A 19,909-nucleotide genomic window follows, 5' to 3' on the forward strand; every position below is an offset into this window, starting at 1 on the left:
TAAACCTGCTTAATGAAACATCCTGATATCAGGGGCGGATTTACATTTGCTAACAAATTCCAGATAATCCTGCGGGGGATTCACAAGCTCAACACCGATACCGTTCTCTTCAATGCAGGCATGATCAGCAGATGGTTTTGCCACTCTTTTGACCCTGATGGGGAGTTTAAAGGTCTGTCCGTCCTGGAGGACTACCACAATGAACATCGAATCAACCGGGAACTGCACCTTCGTGCAGATGAACATTCCATTCTCCGAAAGATTGGCAACCGTTCCAGTGTAAACTATGGTGCCGTAGAACAATCTCGCCGGAAGTTTTGCGGGCAGCCTCTCAACAGTCCTTCTCTCCATGGTGGTTATCCTTTTTAAGTTTAAGAAACTTGTGAAGTTTTTAACATAATAACTTCTAAATGTCAATCAAAATTCTCTAAAATAAAAAATAAAAACCCCGGCAAAAGCCGGGGCAGAGTTTACCTGGTAACTTTTCTGGAGAAATTTATTAATTACTTCACATACGCCAGCCAGGATTTGTAAGTCTTCACCTCTCCCTTTACGATCTTGAAGAAAAGACTTTGAAGCTTCTTTGTTACGGGTCCCGGCTTTCCTGTTCCAATCGTCCTTCCGTCCACTTCACGCACGGGCGTCACCTCCGCAGCCGTACCTGAGAAGAATGCCTCATCAGCTATGTATATCTCATCGCGCGTAAAATATGCCTCACGGACTTCGATCTTTTCTCTCCGCGCCATCTCCATGATGCTCTTTCTGGTGATGCCCTCAAGGATTGACGGAAGCGGCGGAGTAATTAAGGCGCCGTCCCTGACGATAAATATGTTCTGGCCTGTGCCTTCAGAGACAAAGCCGCTTGTGTCAAGCATCAGCGCTTCTTCATAGCCGCACGCGAGCGCCTCGCGTTTTGCAAGCGTTGAATTTACATAGTCTCCGCAGGTCTTGCTTTTCGTCAAAGTCGCGCTCACGTGATGCCGCGCAAAAGAAGATATTTTTACCCTGATGCCGTTCTTGATCCCGTCTTCTCCAAGATATGCGCCCCACGGCCATGCGGCTATTGCAACCCTTGCCGGGTTCTCCTTGGGATACAGGCCCATCGCACCGTAGCCGAGATAAACAAGAGGACGTATGTAGCATTCCTTCAGCCCGTTGATCTTTACGGTGTCGATGATCGCTTTTTCAATTTCTTTATGTGAAAACGGGACATCGATCTTTAATATATGACAGGAATCAAACAGCCTGTCCACATGCTCCTTCAATCTGAAGACAGCGGAACCGCTTTTGGTCTTGTAGCATCTGATGCCCTCAAACGCCCCGGTGCCATAGTGCAAAGTATGGGTGAGGATGTGGACGTTAGCGTCACCCCACTTAACAAATTTTCCATCCATCCAGATAAATTTCGACTCGTTAAGCATCTTCCCTCCAGTGAATGATTCAATTTAAGATTTAAGAGGAACCAAAAACCAATACAATAATTCAACTTGTCATGCTGAACTTGTTTCAGCATCTAATAATATGAGACCCTGAAACAAGTTCAGGGTGACAAATCAATAATCGCCGCTTCCAAATTATACTCCTTAATTTAAAAACTTTACCAGTGCCCCTTAGACGTCCTTCTCGTCCCATCCGTCTTTTCCAATCAATGGAACAAAGACGCAGGGCGTTGAGATTGAACTACTTATACCTGTGGCGGTCTTTTTTATTTTATAGAGTGTCTGTGAGTATCTGCTGCCGACAGGAATGACGAGGCTTCCGTTTACTTTCAATTGCTCTATGTACTGCTGGGGAATATGAGGCGCTGCCGCAGTAACTATTATCCCGTCATACGGAGAATGTTCAGGTAACCCGATGGTACCGTCAGAAACGATCACGTGAACATTTGTGTAATTCAACTGTTTTAAAATACCCCGCGCCCTCAGGGCAAGCGGCTGTATCCTCTCGATTGTAAAAACCTCCGCGGCCAGCGTTGATAACACCGCCGCCTGGTACCCAGACCCGGTGCCGATCTCAAGGATTTTTTCATCTCCCTTCAGCTCAAGCAGCTCGGTCATCACAGCTACCATATAGGGCTGTGAAATGGTTTGCCCCTCGCCTATCGGCAGTGCCCCGTCATCGTATGCTTTGCTTTCAAGGTATTCATCGACAAACAGATGTCTCGGCACACTTTCCATCGCGGCAAGGACCCTTTCGTCCTTGATGCCCCTGTCCCTTAACTGGTACTCCACCATTTCAGAACGTTCTTTTTCGTATGCCATGTCCAACCCAAAAATTTATAGTAATACAGATGTTGTGAAACAATTTGTTTTTCGATACCGAAACGTAATTTTAATCAAAGCGCCTGTGTAGATTTTCACATGAAGATGCATGCACAATTTAATAAAAATCCATCGAGTTAAACAAACTGTTGAACAATGTCTGTATTACTATATCCTTCTCAGTATCTCTCTTGCTGCAATTATACCAGAGGCGGAGGCCTGGATCAGTCCCCTGCTCACTCCCGCGCCGTCGCCGATGGCGAACAGGTTTTCAATCTCGGTTTCAAGGCTGCTGTTCAGCTTCAGTTGCCTTGAGTAGAATTTGACCTCAACTCCATACAGCAGAGTATGTTTGCTGTAAACTCCGGGAGCGATTTTGTCCATCGCCTTGAGCATCTCAAGGATGTTTGTAATATAGCGGTGCGGGAGCACAAAACTCAGATCACCGGGTGCCGCGTCAGGGAGCGTGGGTTTGACCTTTCCCCTTGCGATCCTTGTACGAGTTGATCTTCTGCCCGCAAGCAGATCGCCGAGTCTTTGGACGATTACGCCTTTGCCCAAAAGGTTGGCAAGCCTCGCAACATACCTCCCGTATAAATGCGGCTCGTCAAAAGGCTCGGTAAAATGTGTGCTGACGAGAAGCGCGAAATTTGTGTTTTCGGTTTTCTTGTTGGAATAACTGTGCCCGTTGACGATCCACACGCCTTTCACACATTCCTTGACTATCTCGCCGTAAGGGTTTACGCAAAAAGTCCTCACACGGTCATTAAATTTTTTTGAATAAAAAATAAGCTTCGGTTCGTACGTAATCTTTGTCAGAGGTTCAAGCACGGACGCAGGAAGTTCGACCCTGACGCCGATGTCCACGGGATTCTTCAGCAGTGAAAGCCCCATAGTCTTTGCCTGTCTTTCGAGCCAGAGCGCCCCTTCCCTGCCCGGCGCAACAATTACAAACTTTCCGTAGATGGTTTCCTTGCCGGACATTTCAATTCCTGCTGCCTTACCGTCCTCTGTTAAAATAGTCCTGACGTCTTTGGAAAACAAGATGTCGATCTTTGAATTGAGATCGGCCTTGATACTCTTCAGGAGCGCGGGACAGCGGTCTGTTCCGATGTGTCTTATCCTGGAAGGCACCAGGGTCATGCCGTTTTCACCAGCAAGCTTTTTGAGGGATTCAACTTTTTCCATGTCGCCGCCAAAGACTTCAGCCGGCGCGCCGTACTTTACATAAATTCCATCGGTATATTTTATAAGCCCTTCAAGCGAGGATTCATCCACATATCGCGACAGGTTTCCACCCGTTTCTTTTGAAAGCGTGAGCTTGCCGTCACTGAAAGCCCCCGCGCCGCCCCAGCCGCATAACAGTCCGCATTCGGGACAAGTGATGCATGGGATGCCTTGAGCGGAAGAAGGGCAGATCCTCGCTTCGATGTCCCTGCCTTTTTCAATAAGCAGAATTTTGATGTCTTTGTTTGCGGAGACCAGTTCAAGGGCGGCAAATATGCCGGCAGGCCCTGCCCCGACTATGATCACGTCGTAGTTTTTCATAATAAGAAAGTGGCAGAGGCGCAGAGGGACAGAGGCGCAAAGTCTTTAATCCCTTTGAGCCTTTGTGCCTTTGCCCCTTTGTGCCTGATAATTGAATGTCTGCTCATTTGAATCCCTTTGTCCATTCTTTTCTTATCAATTCCAGCGCCTTGTAATTCGTCAGATCGAGATGCACCGGGGTCACGGAAATATATCCTTTACGGACCGCGTCCAGGTCCGTGTCTTCGCCTGCTTCCAACTGCGGCGCGCCACCACCGATCCAGAAAAATTGTCTTCCCCTCGGGTCGGACAATTCCTGAACGGCATTTTCGTAGACCCTTTTCCCCTGTTTTGTAAACTTAACACCTTTTATCCTGCCGGTGTCCGGCACATTGATATTCAGCAGGGTGTCATCGGGCAGGCCTTTCTTGAAAACCTTCAGGACCATCTCTCCGGCAAATTCCGCCGCTGCCTTGTAACCCGAAGCACGGGCACGTAAATTACCGTCGCCGTTGCTCCTGACAAGAGATACTGCTATAGACGGAATGCCGAGCAGTGTCCCCTCCATCGCAGCGGCAATCGTACCGGAATAAGTTACATCATCGCCGACATTGCCGCCGTTGTTGATCCCGGAAACTATTATATCCGGTTTGCGGGGAAGTATTTTATTCACTCCAACGATAACGCAGTCTGTAGGCGTGCCGTTTATAAAAAATGCATTGCGCCCTGCCCTTTCAAACTTCAAAGGCCTGTGAAGCGTGAGCGCGTGAGCTACCGCGCTTTGCTCAGTCTCCGGCGCTACAACGTAAACATCGCCTGCGGACTGGAGAGTTTTTGAAAGCATCTTAATGCCGGGCGATGATATCCCGTCATCGTTTGTCACTAAAATTGTGGGCACGGTTTATTGTAACAAAACACGAAGTTTTTAGCGGACAAGCAGATTGTCAGGATCAACACTTCATCACATCAACCATCCTTATAATTTTATAAATTGAATTTTTATTGATTTTATGAGTCGAGTTCATTAAAATAAATCGCCTGTTACAAAATAAAACAGCAGTGCTTCAAATTGAAGCAATCTTCTTATCAATAATTTCTAACATATTTTCTATAAAAGGAAGGACGAATCATGCCTAACAAAACACAAAAAATTTCAAAAGCCGTTCTATCTCTGCTAATCTTTACAGCCTTGATCGTCGGAGCAGTTTCTGCCTTCGCTTCAACTGAAGCGGCAGCGGCCCCCGCAGTTGCAAATTCAAATGTCGCATGGTGGGTATGGCCGCTGGTTTTATTCGTAGTAACATTTGTCCTCGGTATCCTCGCAGTATTAGGCGGAGTCGGGGGCGGAGTTTTATTTGTACCGATTGTCGGCGGATTTTTCCCTTTCAATATCGATTTCGTCAGGGGCGCGGGACTTCTTGTAGCTCTTGCAGGCGCGCTCGCCGCAGGGCCCGGACTTCTAAAGAGAAACCTCGCAAGTCTGCGCCTGTCATTGCCGGTCGCGTTAATTGCGTCATCCGCTGCCATAGTAGGCGCCATGATCGGCCTGGCGCTTAAACCTAATGTCGTTAATATACTCCTGGGTGCGACCATCCTGCTTATCGTAATCATCATGGGTACGGCCAAGAAGTCCGACTTCCCCATTGTGCCCAAACCGGACAACCTCTCGCAGAGTCTCGGTATTATGGGTATCTACAGGGAAGAGTCTATCGGCAAGGACGTGGAGTGGACTGTTCATAAGACGCCGCAGGGACTGATGCTGTTCGTCGTGATCGGCGTTATGGCAGGCATGTTCGGCCTCGGGGCCGGCTGGGCGAACGTCCCGGTTTTAAACCTGCTCATGGGCGCTCCTCTGAAAATTTCTGTTGCCACGAGCAAGTTCCTGCTTTCTATCACCGACACGTCGGCGGCCTGGGTCTACCTGAACCAGGGCGCGGTGCTGCCGATGATCGTGGTGCCTTCAATCGTAGGCATCATGCTCGGTTCCATGGTGGGTGTTAAGATACTTGCAAAAGCAAAACCCAAAGCTATCAAATGGATGGTTATCGGGCTTTTACTTTTTGCAGGGTTACGGGCTTTGTTAAAAGGACTTGAGATCTGGAAATAGAGCTGACAGCTATAAGCTGATAGCCAAGAGCTAAAAAGGAAATTGGAATTTTTAAATTTTAATAAAGGAGAAAGACATGGCGAACGAGAGAACAAAGGCATCTGAAGAACAAATTGTATACGCAAATATTTTAAATAAAGGAATGTGGTTCGGGCTGGCCCTGCTCATAATCACTTTCATTATCTATATATCCGGGGCGCTGCCCAGCTACGTGCCGATCGAAGACCTTTCTAAAACCCCGCCGGGCTCAACGGTGCCGTACTGGAGCATGAGAGCGCATGATTTCAATCAGGCCCTCAATATACCGACAGGCTGGGGATGGACTGCGCTGGCAGGTAAAGGCGATTATCTGAATTTTGTTGGAATCGCCATGTTAGCGGGTTTAACAATATTATGTTACCTCGTCATACTGCCGATACTCATCAGAAAGAAAGATACTCCTTATGTAATCATTGCAATAGCTGAAATAGCCGTATTGGCTCTCGCCGCAAGCGGAATTCTAAAAACAGGAGGACACTAAAATGGCGCAATCCTGCCCGACAGTAAAAATTGAGAGACTCCTCTTATCAACAGACGGTTCAGAATTCGGTGAAGGCGCGATAAGAGAGGCGATAAAACTTGCAAAGACATGTTCAAGTAAATTATTCGCCATCTACGTAATTGAGACTAACCCTGAATATGAAACCATCGCGCCTCAGCTTGTTGAAAAGGCGGAAAAAGAGGCCAGGCAGCACCTTGAGGCAGTAAAGGCCATGGCGTCAAAAGAAGGGGTCGAATGCGAGATCATCGCGCGCCAGGGCGAAGACCCGTTCAAATATATTGTTGAAGAAGCCGCAAAGAATAAGGTCAGCATGATAATAACCGGACGGCGCGGCAGAAAAGGACTCAAGCGGCTGATGATGGGCAGTGAGACCGCGAAAATAATAGGCCACGCCCCATGCAATGTCCTCGTGGTCCCGCGTGCGGCGAATATTGAATTTAACAGGATCATTGTGGCCACAGACGGCTCGAAATACAGCGAAGCGGCAGTGCGCGAGGCCATCGGCATAGCAAAACGCTGCGGCTCAACTCTCATCGCAATCTCCGTTGTGCCTTCCGAAACTGCGTCTCCATTCGACATCGTGCATACGGAAATGATGAAGGAAACAATTGTCGAAAAAGAATTGAAAATGGCGGAGTGCACAATTAAAGACTTGAAAGCTGCCTCTGAAAAAGAAGGAGTCCCTGTTACCGGATTTATTTACTCAGGCAAACCTTATGAGGCAATCATCAATACGGCCAAAGAAAAGAAGGCGGACCTGATCGTAGTCGGAAGTCACGGCAGGACAGGGATCGACAGGCTCCTGATGGGCAGCGTTACAGAGCGAGTCATCGGCCTCTCCGAGTGCGCGGTGCTGGTGGTTAAAAGCTAAATTATTCTCATCTCCTTAAACGCGTTAATCAAGCCATTCGTGGATGAATCGTGTGATGTGATTTTTTTGTCGCCGGTTAATTCTGGCAAAATTTTATTCGCCAATTGTTTGCCAAGTTCAACACCCCACTGGTCAAAGCTGAATATATTCCAGATTACGCCTTGCGTAAAGATCTTATGCTCATACATTGCGATTAAACTGCCGAGCAGGCGCGGAGTCAGCTTTTTGATCAATATTGAATTGGTCGGCTTATTGCCATTGAATACCTTAAAAGGCGCAAGCCTCTGGATCTCTTCATCGCCCTTGCCTGATGCCCTGAGATCCTCAATTACTTCTTCCTTTGTCTTGCCCTTCATTAATGCCTCTGTCTGGGCAAAGAAGTTTGAAAGCAGGATATTATGATGATCACCGGTTGGATTATGGCTCTGGGCAGGAGCGATAAAATCACAGGGGACCAATTTCGTGCCCTGATGTATAAGCTGATAAAAAGCGTGCTGCCCGTTGGTCCCCGGCTCTCCCCAGATGACAGGCCCGGTCTGATAATTTACTTCCCTGCCGTCCCTGCCGACATATTTGCCGTTGCTTTCCATATTGCCCTGCTGAAAATACGCGGGGAACCTGTGCATATACTGGTCATACGGCAGGATCGCCTCTGTCTCTGCCTTGAAAAAATTATTGTACCAGATGCCGATCAATGCGAGAGTAACCGGGATGTTCCTTTCAAATGGCGTCTCTCTGAAATGCCTGTCCATCGAATGCGCACCTTCAAGTAACTGCTGAAAATTCTCAAAGCCGATGGAGCACGCGATGGAAAGCCCGATCGCGGACCACAATGAATATCTGCCGCCGACCCAGTCCCAGAAGCGGAACATATTGGCCGGGTCAATGCCGAATTTTGCAACTTCTTCATGGTTGGTTGAGATCGCTGCAAAGTGACGCTTGATGTATGCCTCGTTCTTTGCGGAATCCAGAAACCACTTCCTCGCCGTGTGCGCGTTGGTCATGGTCTCCTGCGTGGTAAATGTCTTTGAAGCGATCATGAACAGCGTTGTTTCAGGAGAGACCTTCTTTAAAGTTTCTGCAATGTGAGTGCCATCTATGTTGGAGACAAAATGGGTTTTTAAATGCGGAGCGCAATACGGTTTCAATGCCTCGGTCACCATCACGGGGCCGAGGTCTGAGCCGCCGATGCCGATATTTACGATATCCGTGATTGATTTTCCGGTATAACCTTTCCACCCGCCTGAAATGACAGTGTCTGAAAAGTATTCGATCTGCTCTAACACGAAATTGATATCAGGCATCACGTTTTTTCCGTCGACATAAACCGGGGTCTGTGAGCGGTTTCTCAAGGCCGTGTGGAGCACCGCGCGGTTTTCCGTCTCATTTATTTTATCGCCGGAGAACATCTTCTCGATCGCGTCCTTAAGATTGACTTCCTGAGCAAGTTGCCGAAGAAGGCCCATGGTCTCTCCGGTAATAATATTCTTTGAATAGTCTGCAAATATATCTTCATGACGGAGGGAAAACTTCTGAAACCTGCCGGTGTCTTCACGAAACAGGTCAAACATATGCCTGTCCTTCATGACCTCATAATGCTGTTGAAGCTTTTTCCATGCGGAAGTTTCAGCAGGGTTTATTTTTTCAAGCACGATGTCCTCCATGATTTTATAACTTTATTAAATGCAATATCATACGCAACAAAAGTCATGCTTTTCAAGTGACAACATAAGTGGGAGTTATCCTTGCTTTACAAATTGCCTCACGGGCAATATCATCTCTTTCAGGCAATTACTTTACCTTCAGAGAGCATGCACTTCTCTGTAATAATCTCATTCTCCGAGTGGATCTCAAAGCTGTATTTATCTATCACTCCGTCTGCCTTGAGTTTTTCGCAAACCTCATTGAGTATCCGCTGTGATGCTTCCGCGGAAGACAATTTTAAATTTAATGTTATAACGGCTTGCATGTAACGTCCTTTCTGCAAAAAAGGTGAGCCCGGTCCTTTACCTTTATTGCTGTCATTTCAGTATCCCCTTCACAATAATATCCACCGCCTCTTCAGGAGACAGGCCGTGTGCCATGAGGGTCTCCATCTGTTTTTTATCAACACTGCCAATGGCGGCCTCATGGGTGACTTTGGCCAAAGGGTTTGTAACATTTACAATGGGAATTGCTTTTGCCACGGCTTTATCCTTCACTATCTCCATACAATCAACATGGCCCCGCGCGCCTTCGGCGCATCCCTCGGTAATGCCGGTGACTTCCGCCTGTGCCTCATCCTCTATGGCAACCCTGGTCTTTATGATGCTCCTTGAGTTTTTGCCTGCAAGCACAACCTTTTCCTTTATATTGATCTTGTCATTAGCATGACCGAATACACGCGCTGTTAATTCGGTCACGGCATTTTCACCTGCCGTAACGGAATAATCTATCTCAAGGCTTCCGACCCTTCCGGTAGTAAGATTGAAGTCAGTGAAATATCTTCCGTTCTTTCCAACCTTCACTACCGACTTCGGAACAACCTCGGTCCCTCCGTACATGCCGTGATAATGGGTCTCTGCATATTTCATTTCAGCGTTCTCTCCGATATCGATGACCGCGTCCATGATATGTTTTACCTTCTCGGCCTTCGGGAATATGCAGTGAGCAATGAAATGCGCTGATGAATCCTTTTCAAGCTCCACATCCATCCTGATCTTCTGGGTCCCCTTTTTGTGAAGTATTCCGAAGCAGAGATGCACGGGGTTCTTTATCTTTACTCCCTCTTTCACAACTACCTTTGCGTTAATCCCGTGAAGGGTCTCCTTTGCCTCTACCTCAAGACCTTCCACCTTTTTCATGCTCAGGATTTTACTGCCGCTTGCCGCGAGGTGGGCGATTTCTTTATTTTCGAAGATGGCCCTGTCCCCGCCGGCATCTCCAACCGCCTTCATCAACTCACCAAGTTCAGACATATGCGCACACCTCCCCGTCGCAGACAAGACATGACCTTGATTTATAATTGCCGGCAACTTTTTCTGGATCGCCTGTACAGATGATCTTCCCCTGACATAATTGTGACGCCTTGTCGGCGACCAGGGCGATCTCTTCTCTATGGGTGATGAGAAGCACTGACGAGCCGTGCTCTTTGAAGGAATTTATAACATTGATTATGTCCTGTATTGAAAGCATGTCTATTCCGGAGTCCGGCTCGTCGAGTATTGCGAGCTTCGGGTCCAATGCAAGAATGGACGCAAGCTCTATCCGCTTTCTCTCGCCGCCGCTCAGGGACTTATCAACCATCCTGTGAAGACACAGCTCGGGGTGGAGTCCCGCCATTTCGAGGTAAAGAGAAGGATCGGCATCTTTGGTCTTCAATGTCAGATAGTCCTTTACAGAGATCCCTTCAAACCTCACAGGCTCCTGCCAGGCCATTGTGATGCCAAGCCCGGCCCTTTCATGGATTTTAAGGTCGTTGATGACCTTGTCTTTAAAGATTATATCTCCCCCCGTCGGTCTGTAACCTTCGCATCCCATAACGAGATACGCAAGCGTGCTCTTGCCTGTGCCGTTAGTGCCCAGGAGGGCGTGTACTTCCGAGGCCCCTATTGAGAGGGAAAGATCATTGAGGACCCTTTTTTCTCCGGCTATGTAGGTAAGGTTTTTTATTTCAAGCAATGAACAACTCCTTATATTAACAATCTCGAAATAGTATTCACACTCTATCGCCCTTTATTCGTCATGCCCGAAGTTCTTAATCGGGCATCCAGAAACTAAGAACTACTGGATTCCCGCTAAAAGCATGCGGGAATGACACACTGGATCGTGCATTCTATTATGAGACGATTAATAATCTTTGTATCTCATCCGCAATCTCATCAATATCGTATGCTATTTCCTGAGAAATATATTTCTTCTCCTGACAGTATTTTATCACCTTATCAACAGCATCCCTGAATTCCTCCTTCAAGGTCGTCAATTCGCCCATACCGTCACAACCTTTCTGTCTCTTTTTTGCGAGTAAATAAATTTCCGCATATTCCGCGGCAACACTTAACAGTTTAAAAAGTCCATCGTCCGATCTTGCATTATGTAATATTTCCTTGATCATTAATTAACGCTCTAATTAGTATTCATGTCTTTAACTCTATGCCCTATGCACTTTGCTTTACCACAGAGTTCACCGTGAATTAACCTGTGTAAAGAATGTCTGACGCGGTGTTTAATGCGTCAACTCCTTTTATTTCCTCCTGCATCAGGGGGAATTGAAGGACAGGGAGATCGAATTTCTCCATGATCTCCTTTAAATATTTCATCTGCATACCGCGTCTGTTTTTGAAAAAAGCATTCACGCACACTTCTTCGGACAAGACCATGTTTGCGACCACAAGCTGCGTCTCTATCCCTGCATTTCTTAAATCAAGCATCGCGCGATAAGATTCCATAATCGGAGTTGATTCAGGGTATAGGACAAGACTGAAAACAGTGCGGTTCTTATCCCTCAGGATATTTACGATTTCCTTAAACCTGTTCTGCGCCGTCTCTTTTGCCTCCACGCTTTCCGCCGTTGAGACCATCATCTCCACCTGTTTCGCGTAATCAAACGGCAGGTCAAGCAGTCTCAAAGTGTGGCCGGTCGGCGCTGTGTCAAATACGACCACGTCATAATTTTTGCCCTCTATGAATTGTATGAATTTATCAAAGGCAGCCATCTCTACCATACATGGTGAATTCAATTCTTCTTCCATTGCCGCGATCATGTCTTCGGAATATTTATCCCTTGCGTCATCAAGAATTTTTTCTTTGTACTCAATAATTGCCTCTTCCTGGTCAACCATCACTGCATAAAGGTTCTCAGTGATCTGTTCGGGCAAGCTGCCGATACTCACGTCAAACACCTCTCCGATATGAGCTGCCGGGTCTGTTGTCACAAGTAGTGTTTTGAAACCCTTTCGCGCAGCGTAGAGCGCCGCAACGCATGATATGGTCGTCTTGCCCACACCGCCTTTGCCGGTAAAGAAGATAGCCTTTGAACCGTTTTCGGGAATAAATAATTGCTCAGCGGCAGACGTTGAATTGTGAAGTTGAGAAGCTGAGAGGTTGAGATGTTGAGAGGTGAAAGACTCCTTATCTTCACATTTTCTTAAGTTCTTAACTTCTCTTTTCATGGCGAATAATTCCCCTGCCACATCTTTCAGTGCTCCTAATCCCTTTACCTCATTGTCCCTTAACAGCATATAACGTTTCGGTTTGCTTATTTCCAGTTCCGTATCCCAGATTACTTTTTGCTGTGCCTCATATTTCTTTCTGAAGAATTCAATCTCACAGACCTCTTCAGGCAGAATGCCGTTGATGATGATCTCTCCTGATTTAATGCCGATAGTCTCAAGTTCTTTTGAGGCCCTGAGGGTCTCATAGAGAGACAGCTCCTCAGGCCGCATGACAAATATGAAATCCGTTCGCTCAGGGTCTTTAAGAAGGGAAGTTGCGCGGTCGTATTTATCTTTTGATTCCTGTATGGATTGCACCGGCCCAAGACATGTCTGTCCGCTCCCCTTTGCCGATTCCTCGATATGCTTAGACCAGTCAACGGGAAGTTCAAGCAATCTTATAGTATGGCCCGTTGGAGCCGTGTCGAATACGATCACCTCATATTCATCACCCTCCATGAAGTCAATGAACCTGTCGAATGACGCCATCTCCGTTGTGCAAGGCCCGCTCAGGTTTTCTTCAAGCGAGGCGATTACATCCTCCGGCATTATCTCGCGGAATGGTCCGATGATCCGCTCTTTATATTCCCTTGTCGCTTCATCTGGGTCTATCTCCATCGCATGTAAGGGCAATTCGTGAAGTGCCCCTACGAATATCGGCGTGATCTTATGCCCGATCTCCTGCTCAAAAACATCGGCAAGATTTGAAGCCGGATCGGTCGTGACTATTAATGTTTTTTGGCCCTCTAACGCATAATGAATCGCGGTAGCGCACGCCATCGTTGTCTTTCCTACGCCGCCTTTGCCTGAAAAGAAAATGTATTTCGTCATTTATATCCCTCTACACAAACACTGACTACATAGTCCTGTATGGATTCACCTTTTTTGAAACTGCCCTCGATGGCCCCTTCCCCCGGATCTTCTGTATATGAGGCGGGATATAATGAGTAGCTTTTCTTTGCAACCTTTACATCCCTGAAGCCCGCTTTCTTTACAATTTTATTATATTCATCAACAAGGATGGCCCCTGCGATACACCCTGCATACGCCTCCATGCTTTTCTCAATCTTGTCCGGTAATTTCTTCAGAAGCGCCATGTCCGAGACCGCAATCCTCCCGCCGGGTTTTAAGACCCTGAATATCTCCTGAAATACCCTTTGCTTGTCCGCTGACAGATTGATCACGCAATTGCTTATCGCAACATCAACCGAGTTGTCAGCCAAAGGCAGGTTTTCAATTTCTCCAAGCCTGAATTCCACATTTTTCACACCGTTCTTTTTTGCATTGTCCCGTGCCTTCTCAATCATCTCCGGAGTCATATCCACCCCGATGACTTTGCCTTTCGATCCGACTTTCGATGCGGCCAGAAAACAGTCAAAACCTGCTCCGGCGCCGAGGTCCAGCACGGTCTCCCCTTTTTTCAGATTTGCCAAAGCAGTCGGATTGCCGCAGCTTAAACCAAGGTTTGCATCATCCGGAATGACTTTCAGTTCCTTTTCTGAATAGCCGATGGACTTTGCAAATTCTCTGGCGTCAGGGCCGCAGCATGTGTCGCCGCAGCACCCTTTCTGCTGTCCCTTTGCGATCTTTCCATAGGTATCTCTCACGATTTTTATAGTTTTCTCTTTGTCCATAATACCTTCCTTTCAAAGCGCAACTTACCTGAATGTTACTGATATTGGTTTCCCTTTTTTCATAGGCTCAATGTTCAATGCTTTGCACAAATCTTCGTACGCCGGATACTCGCCTGTCCTGAAGACCTCTCCATTTACGATGGTGATCGGCAATATCTTCTTGCCGTTTTTGTGAAGCAGGTCCGCAACCGTTTTGTTAGCAAGAAATTCCTTTGGCTGCTGGGCGAGGTTGAACCTGGCTACTTTGACGCCTTGCTTTTTTAATGCGAGCACAGCTTCATTCATTTTCAGGAGAACAGGGTCAATACTCGGCCCGCAAAGACCGGATGAACAGCACATCGCGGGATCATAAATTTCTATTTTCATGTTCAGCGCCTCCTCTTTATGGTGGGCGAACGGCCATTCGCCCCTACTGCTTTCATAACACATCTATATTTTTGACTCTGCAATATTCTGCCGCATAATATTTCTTCCGGAAATACAATGCAACGTTTACCAGTCCTATCAAAACGGGGACTTCAACCAGCGGCCCTATCACGGCTGTGAAGGCCGCGCCTGAATTGATCCCGAAGACCGCTACGGCAACCGCAATCGCAAGCTCAAAATTATTACTGGCCGCGGTGAATGACAGGGAAGCCGACTTCGGATAATCCGTCCCTATTTTTTTCGCCATGTAGAAGGAAACGAGGAACATCACCACGAAATATATCAGCAGCGGTATGGCAATACGGACTACATCAAGCGGAAGCTTAACGATATAATTGCCCTTCAGGGAGAACATCACGACAATAGTAAAAAGCAGGGCGATCAACGTGATCGGGCTTATCCGGGGGATGAATACCCGCTCATACCATTGATGGCCTTTTAATTTGATAAGGCTGAAGCGTGTGATTATTCCGGCAATAAAAGGGATGCCCAGATAAATAAATACGCTCTTTGCGATCTGTCCCATGGTGACTTCCACTACTGCCCCTTTTAAACCGAGCCATGACGGCAGCACCGTTATAAAAATATACGCGTAGACAGAGTAGAACAGCACCTGGAATACAGAGTTGAACGCGACAAGCCCTGCAGTGTATTCCGTATCTCCACATGCCAGCTCGTTCCAGACAATGACCATTGCGATGCAGCGCGCCAGGCCGATCATGATAAGTCCGACCATGTAATCGGGATAGTTATGGAGAAAAAGAATTGCCAGTACAAACATCAGCACAGGCCCGATCACCCAGTTTTGAATAAGGGAGAGCCCCAACACTTTCTTGTTCCTGAATACTTGTCCGAGGTCTTCATAATGAACCTTTGCAAGGGGAGGATACATCATAAGGATAAGGCCTATCGCGATAGGAATATTTGTTGTTCCGGCCTGGAAGCTGTTGATTACTCCCTCTACTCCGGGGATAAAATAACCGAGCCCCACTCCAAACGCCATTGCAGCGAATATCCAGACAGTGAGAAATCTGTCAATGAAAGAAAGCTTCTTTACCCTCTGTTCAGTCATGTTGTTTCCCCATTATTTATCGCAGCACCTGTTTTTGTTTTTAATGCTTCTTAATTTGACCAGCCTTGAAAAGTTCTTCTTCATTGCTTCGTCAGGAATTCTTTCGATGGTGGAAAGGATGAGAAACCTCTTAAACATATCTGAATCGTTGATGCTGTAGTGTACCCACTTCCCCTGTTTCCTGTCCTTTAAAAGTCCCGCCTCTTTCAAGGTATTCAGATGAAATGAGATCTTCGGCTGGCTCATGTCCATAACGCTGACGAGGTCGCACACGCATATCTCACCCTTTTCCGCGATCTTCAAGATCCTCAATCTCGTTTCATCAGAAAGCGCCTTGAAGACGTTCAATAGTTCCTGCATTCAGTTCTCCTCTTTGTTTTGTCTGACCATTGTCATATTAATATGTTTTGATTTCAGATGCTCATCTTATTCATAGTGATACGCTATTAACATATAAACATCTTTTGATTTGTTTGTCAAGCAGCATTAAATGGGAACTTCCTAAATCATTCTTAAATAACTCCCCTTAATCCCCTCTTAACATAAGAGGGGAAATTTGAACCTCCCCCTTAGGTAAGGGGGACTGAGGGGGTTATTCTCTCCTCCCCTTATTTAAGGGGAGGCCGGAAGGGGTTATGTCATAATGGAGTTATCTTCTCTTCTATTTTATGCAAAACGCCTTCAATATTTTGAAGCACTTCATTATTCCAGAACCGGATTACTTCAATTCTATGCCCTTTCAAATAATCAGAACGGGCTTCATCATATTCCTGTTTTTCTTTTTCTGCATGCTGCCCGCCATCCAACTCGATTGCGAGAGATAATTCAGGGGAGTAGAAATCAAGAATATACGCGCCCACGCTGTACTGGCGAAAAAACTTTGTCCCGTGGAACCGCTTATTACGCAATTGATACCAGAGAATTTTCTCGGCATCCGTCTGATTACGCCTCAGCTCCTGCCTTCGTTCCTTAAACGTTGGATTGTTTCGTATGAATTTCATGCTGTCCCCTCAACTCCCCACTCAAATAACTCCCCTTAATCCCCTCTTACCATAAGAGGGGAAATTTGAACCTCCCCCTTAGGTTAAGGGGGACTGAGGGGGTTACTTGCTCTTCCCCTTATATAAGGGGAGGCCGGGAGGGGTTATTATTTAATCTTTTTCTGCCACGCCCTTGCTTTATCCATTATCTCCTGCTCATCCATTGTGGTGAGCTTGCCGTTTTCGACAACGAACTTTCCGTTGACCATCACGGTGTCAATATCGGAAGGACGCAGGCAGTAAGCCATGTGGGAATAGATATCGTATATCGGGGTAAGATGAGGCTGTGAGAGGTTTGCTATAACAATATCGGCTTTCTTCCCCGCCTTGATGGAGCCGGCTTTGTCGCCTAATCCTAAGATCTCGGCCCCGTTCCTTGTTGCCATTAACAACGTTGTCTTGCTGTCAACGGCGGTCGGGTCGCCTGAAAAGGCCTTGTGGACTTTCGCGGCGGTGGACATTTCACCTAATATGCTCAGATCATTGTTGCTTGCCGCGCCGTCAGTTCCGAGTGAAACCTTTACTCCTGCCTTAAGCATCTTCGCAACAGGAGCGAAACCGGACGCGAGTTTTAAATTGCTCTCAATACAATGCGAGACCCCAACTTTTCTCCTGGCTAATAAATCAATCTCATAATCGGTGAGCCAGACGCAATGTGCCGCGGACAAACGCTCAGTCAAGAGGCCGATGCTTTCAAAGTACTCAACCGGCGTCTTTCCGTAACGGTTTTGGCATTCGGCAACTTCAAACTGCGTCTCGGCAAGGTGCGTGTGTACCGGGACATTGTATTTTTCCGAAAGTGCGTTGGCACGTTTGTAATTATCAGGTCCGCAGGTGTAAACAGCATGAGGGGCGATGCAGGGGAAAACAAGTTCGCTGTTCTTCCAGTTATTGATAAGATCTTCAGCGTTGATGAAATAGTCGTCCGGGGATTTTGCATAGCCAGTGAACGGGAAATCGATTACGCCCGCTCCCAGCACGCCGCGCATCCCAATCTTCTCAAGTTTCTTCCCGGCAGCGTTCTGAAAGAAATACATATCGGCATATGTAGTGACACCCGCCTTCAGCATCTCAAGACAGGCAAGCTCTACAGCATCGCTGACGAACTCTTCATTCATCCATTTGCCTTCCGCAGGCCAGATATGGTTCTGCAGCCATTCCATCAGAGGGAGGTCGTCCGCGAGTCCCCTGAAGTAGACCATCGCGGCATGAGTGTGAGTATTGATCAACCCCGGTAATACGACCCTGTCTTTCCCGTCTAATATTTTTTTAGAAGAATAATTTTTGGAAACATCCGCAAACGTCCCTGCGTCAACAATGGTGCTGCCTGAAACTGCGACAGCTCCGTCTTTAATAACAGGGAGGTCTCCCTCCATTGTAAGAAGATAATCGGCCCTGATAATGCAGTCAACGTTTTGCATGGTTCTCCTTATTTCGCCATCTCGATCAACTTTTCGGCGATCTGCACGGCATTGGTCGCCGCGCCTTTCCTGAGGTTGTCCGCAGCTATCCAGATATTTATGCCGTTCTCAATGGTATCGTCTTCCCTGATCCTTCCAACATAGACCTCGTCCCTCCCTGCGCAGACAGTCTGAAGGGGATAGACATTTTTCTCAGGGGCGTCATATACGATCACGCCGGGCGCTTTTGCAAGGATGGCCCTGACGTCATTCGCCGTGAGTTTCTTTGCAGTCTCGATATTGATCGATTCCGAATGCCCCCTGAATACAGGGACCCTCACTGTCGTTGCCGTGACCTTTATCGAATTGTCGCCCATGATCTTTTTTGTCTCATTGACCATCTTGATCTCTTCTTTTGTATAGCCGTTATCCATGAACTTGTCTATGTGCGGCAGACAGTTGAAGGCGATCTGGTGCGGGTAGACGGTTGCTTTTACATCTTTGAAATTCAAAATGTCCGCGGTCTGGTGAAGCAGCTCTTCCATCGCCTTTCTCCCCGTGCCTGAGACGGATTGAAAAGTCGTCACCACGACCCTTTTGATCTTTGCCGCGTCATGAATGGGTTTCAGCGCGACAACCATCTGGATGGTGGAACAATTGGGATTTGCGATTATCCCGTTATGCCATTTCAGGTCAAGAGGGTTTACCTCCGGCACAACGAGCGGCACACCGGGGTCCATTCTCCACGCGCTTGAATTGTCCACAACAATGCACCCTGCCCTTGCGGCCACCGGGGCGAAGTGTAAGCTCCTCTCCGCTCCCGCTGAGAACAGGGCGATATCTATACCTTCAAAAACACTTTCAGTAAGTATCTCGACCGTTATCCCTTTATTGTGGAAGTTCAGTACCTTGCCTTCCGATCTCTCGGAGGCAAAGAGTTTAAGTTTTTCAATGGGGAAATTCCTTTCCTCCAAAACCGCGATCATTTCATGTCCTACCGCGCCTGTCGCGCCGACAACGGCAACCACGTACTTATCTTTTTTCTTTAACATCGCTCCAAGTCCTTTCACATGATTATTAAATGCCAATAATTTATCACATTCACTCTGGAAATTTCTATTCGGCATTCTCATTGACAAGCATTTCCACCGGTGGTATTCTCTTAGAAAATTATTCCTGAAGGAGGACAAATCATGAAGCATTGCAAGAGAATTTTATTCACATTGATCATCACCATGCTTTTTGGCATGACTGCCTGGGCCGTTGAGAAGGCTTACCAGGAGCCCAAGGTGGAATATTCCGCGGACCAGTATATGGAGACTGAAGACGTGACCATGAAAGCAAAGATCTTTCACGCGCAGGGCAAGGAAAGAAGAGAGCAGGACATGGAAGGCATGAAACAGATCATGATCACGCGCACGGACAAAAAGCTCGTGTGGATGCTGATGCCGGAACAAAAAATGTACATGGAAATGAAGATGAACCAGAGTAAAGAAGACCCGACAGACCTCAGGGACTACAAAATTGAGCAGGAGGTGATGGGTGAAGAAGTTGTCAACGGTGTGAATGCCACAAAGAGCAAGGTCATTATGACTGACAAGAAGGGCAATAAATTCGGCGGATTCATGTGGAGCACAAAAGACGGAATAATGGTAAAGATGGACACCGTATCAAAGGCGGAAGGCAAAAAGATGCGCATGAAGACGGAACTCAAGAATCTCAAGCTTGAAAAGCAGGACCCGAAACTCTTTGAGGTCCCGTCAGGTTACATGAAGATGCCCGGCATGGGCGGCGGCTTTAATATGCAGGAGATGATGAAGGGCGGGGAGTAAGAGAAC

The 19,909-nt window shown here is 47.1% G+C and carries 22 protein-coding genes; 4 read left to right on the forward strand and 18 right to left on the reverse strand.

All coding sequences use genetic code 11. The annotated features are described in order from the left end of the window. Positions 1 to 9: 9 nt before the first annotated feature. The 5 genes from HZB61_07085 to surE all read right to left on the reverse strand — a co-directional run bounded on the left by HZB61_07085 (position 10) and on the right by surE (position 4,686). The gene (locus HZB61_07085; GenBank protein ID MBI5056360.1) at positions 10 to 351 is read right to left on the reverse strand and encodes a PilZ domain-containing protein; all 342 of its coding nucleotides are present in this window, start codon (positions 349 to 351) and stop codon (positions 10 to 12) included. Between the two features lie 152 nt (positions 352 to 503). Then, positions 504 to 1,421 (reverse strand): branched-chain amino acid transaminase, encoded by a 918-nt coding sequence (locus tag HZB61_07090; GenBank protein ID MBI5056361.1) that lies wholly within the window; start codon positions 1,419 to 1,421, stop codon positions 504 to 506. 189 nt (positions 1,422 to 1,610) lie between these two features. Continuing rightward, positions 1,611 to 2,261 (reverse strand): protein-L-isoaspartate(D-aspartate) O-methyltransferase, encoded by a 651-nt coding sequence (locus HZB61_07095; protein MBI5056362.1) that lies wholly within the window; start codon positions 2,259 to 2,261, stop codon positions 1,611 to 1,613. Positions 2,262 to 2,429: 168 nt separating this feature from the next. Continuing rightward, a complete protein-coding gene (locus HZB61_07100; GenBank protein ID MBI5056363.1) occupies positions 2,430 to 3,809 on the reverse strand; it encodes an NAD(P)/FAD-dependent oxidoreductase in 1,380 nt (459 codons plus the stop codon). A gap of 103 nt (positions 3,810 to 3,912) precedes the next feature. After that, complete coding sequence (gene surE / locus HZB61_07105; protein ID MBI5056364.1) at positions 3,913 to 4,686, reverse strand: 5'/3'-nucleotidase SurE; 774 nt, start codon at positions 4,684 to 4,686, stop codon at positions 3,913 to 3,915. Between the two features lie 231 nt (positions 4,687 to 4,917). On the opposite strand from surE, the gene HZB61_07110 reads away from it, so the two are divergent. The 3 genes from HZB61_07110 to HZB61_07120 all read left to right on the forward strand — a co-directional run bounded on the left by HZB61_07110 (position 4,918) and on the right by HZB61_07120 (position 7,307). Further along, entirely contained in the window at positions 4,918 to 5,895 is a 978-nt protein-coding gene (locus HZB61_07110) for a sulfite exporter TauE/SafE family protein (protein MBI5056365.1), read from the forward strand. A 76-nt stretch (positions 5,896 to 5,971) separates the two neighbouring features. Then, on the forward strand, positions 5,972 to 6,415 hold the full coding sequence (locus HZB61_07115; GenBank protein ID MBI5056366.1) for a hypothetical protein: 444 nt from the start codon (positions 5,972 to 5,974) through the stop codon (positions 6,413 to 6,415). A 1-nt stretch (position 6,416) separates the two neighbouring features. Continuing rightward, on the forward strand, positions 6,417 to 7,307 hold the full coding sequence (locus tag HZB61_07120; GenBank protein MBI5056367.1) for a universal stress protein: 891 nt from the start codon (positions 6,417 to 6,419) through the stop codon (positions 7,305 to 7,307). Here the strand turns inward: HZB61_07120 and pgi are convergent. The 13 genes from pgi to HZB61_07185 form a co-directional block, all read right to left on the reverse strand. Continuing rightward, positions 7,304 to 8,959 carry a glucose-6-phosphate isomerase gene (pgi, locus tag HZB61_07125; protein MBI5056368.1) on the reverse strand — a complete coding sequence of 552 codons (1,656 nt, stop codon included), beginning with the start codon at positions 8,957 to 8,959 and terminating at the stop codon, positions 7,304 to 7,306. The two genes, HZB61_07120 and pgi, sit on opposite strands and share 4 nt — an antisense overlap. A gap of 131 nt (positions 8,960 to 9,090) precedes the next feature. After that, on the reverse strand, positions 9,091 to 9,276 hold the full coding sequence (locus HZB61_07130) for a hypothetical protein (GenBank protein MBI5056369.1): 186 nt from the start codon (positions 9,274 to 9,276) through the stop codon (positions 9,091 to 9,093). Positions 9,277 to 9,328: 52 nt separating this feature from the next. Next, positions 9,329 to 10,264 (reverse strand): SufD family Fe-S cluster assembly protein, encoded by a 936-nt coding sequence (locus HZB61_07135; protein MBI5056370.1) that lies wholly within the window; start codon positions 10,262 to 10,264, stop codon positions 9,329 to 9,331. Further along, positions 10,257 to 10,967, reverse strand: coding sequence for an ABC transporter ATP-binding protein (locus tag HZB61_07140; protein MBI5056371.1), 711 nt, complete (start codon positions 10,965 to 10,967; stop codon positions 10,257 to 10,259). Before HZB61_07140 ends, HZB61_07135 begins: the two co-directional genes overlap by 8 nt. A 157-nt stretch (positions 10,968 to 11,124) precedes the next feature. Next, entirely contained in the window at positions 11,125 to 11,400 is a 276-nt protein-coding gene (locus HZB61_07145) for a hypothetical protein (GenBank protein MBI5056372.1), read from the reverse strand. A gap of 79 nt (positions 11,401 to 11,479) precedes the next feature. Beyond that, positions 11,480 to 13,330 (reverse strand): TRC40/GET3/ArsA family transport-energizing ATPase, encoded by a 1,851-nt coding sequence (locus HZB61_07150; protein MBI5056373.1) that lies wholly within the window; start codon positions 13,328 to 13,330, stop codon positions 11,480 to 11,482. Next, on the reverse strand, positions 13,327 to 14,133 hold the full coding sequence (locus HZB61_07155) for an arsenite methyltransferase (GenBank protein MBI5056374.1): 807 nt from the start codon (positions 14,131 to 14,133) through the stop codon (positions 13,327 to 13,329). The genes HZB61_07150 and HZB61_07155 overlap by 4 nt, the downstream gene beginning before the upstream one ends. Before the next feature lie 24 nt (positions 14,134 to 14,157). Further along, complete coding sequence (arsD, locus tag HZB61_07160) at positions 14,158 to 14,499, reverse strand: arsenite efflux transporter metallochaperone ArsD (protein MBI5056375.1); 342 nt, start codon at positions 14,497 to 14,499, stop codon at positions 14,158 to 14,160. A 52-nt stretch (positions 14,500 to 14,551) separates the two neighbouring features. Next, complete coding sequence (gene arsB, locus HZB61_07165; GenBank protein ID MBI5056376.1) at positions 14,552 to 15,631, reverse strand: ACR3 family arsenite efflux transporter; 1,080 nt, start codon at positions 15,629 to 15,631, stop codon at positions 14,552 to 14,554. 12 nt (positions 15,632 to 15,643) lie between these two features. Further along, positions 15,644 to 15,991 (reverse strand): metalloregulator ArsR/SmtB family transcription factor, encoded by a 348-nt coding sequence (locus HZB61_07170; protein MBI5056377.1) that lies wholly within the window; start codon positions 15,989 to 15,991, stop codon positions 15,644 to 15,646. A gap of 278 nt (positions 15,992 to 16,269) precedes the next feature. Beyond that, positions 16,270 to 16,632 (reverse strand): endonuclease domain-containing protein, encoded by a 363-nt coding sequence (locus HZB61_07175; GenBank protein MBI5056378.1) that lies wholly within the window; start codon positions 16,630 to 16,632, stop codon positions 16,270 to 16,272. 146 nt (positions 16,633 to 16,778) lie between these two features. Then, positions 16,779 to 18,092: an amidohydrolase family protein gene (locus HZB61_07180; GenBank protein ID MBI5056379.1), complete on the reverse strand. Its 1,314-nt coding sequence runs from the start codon at positions 18,090 to 18,092 to the stop codon at positions 16,779 to 16,781. A gap of 8 nt (positions 18,093 to 18,100) precedes the next feature. Next, the gene (locus tag HZB61_07185; protein ID MBI5056380.1) at positions 18,101 to 19,123 is read right to left on the reverse strand and encodes an aspartate-semialdehyde dehydrogenase; all 1,023 of its coding nucleotides are present in this window, start codon (positions 19,121 to 19,123) and stop codon (positions 18,101 to 18,103) included. A 141-nt stretch (positions 19,124 to 19,264) separates the two neighbouring features. Between HZB61_07185 and HZB61_07190 the strand changes: the two genes are divergently transcribed. Next, positions 19,265 to 19,903, forward strand: coding sequence for a DUF4412 domain-containing protein (locus HZB61_07190; GenBank protein ID MBI5056381.1), 639 nt, complete (start codon positions 19,265 to 19,267; stop codon positions 19,901 to 19,903). The last annotated feature ends 6 nt before the right edge of the window (positions 19,904 to 19,909 follow it).

It is taken from the genome of Nitrospirota bacterium (genome assembly GCA_016214845.1).
Taxonomy (GTDB): domain Bacteria; phylum Nitrospirota; class Thermodesulfovibrionia; order UBA6902; family UBA6902; genus SURF-23.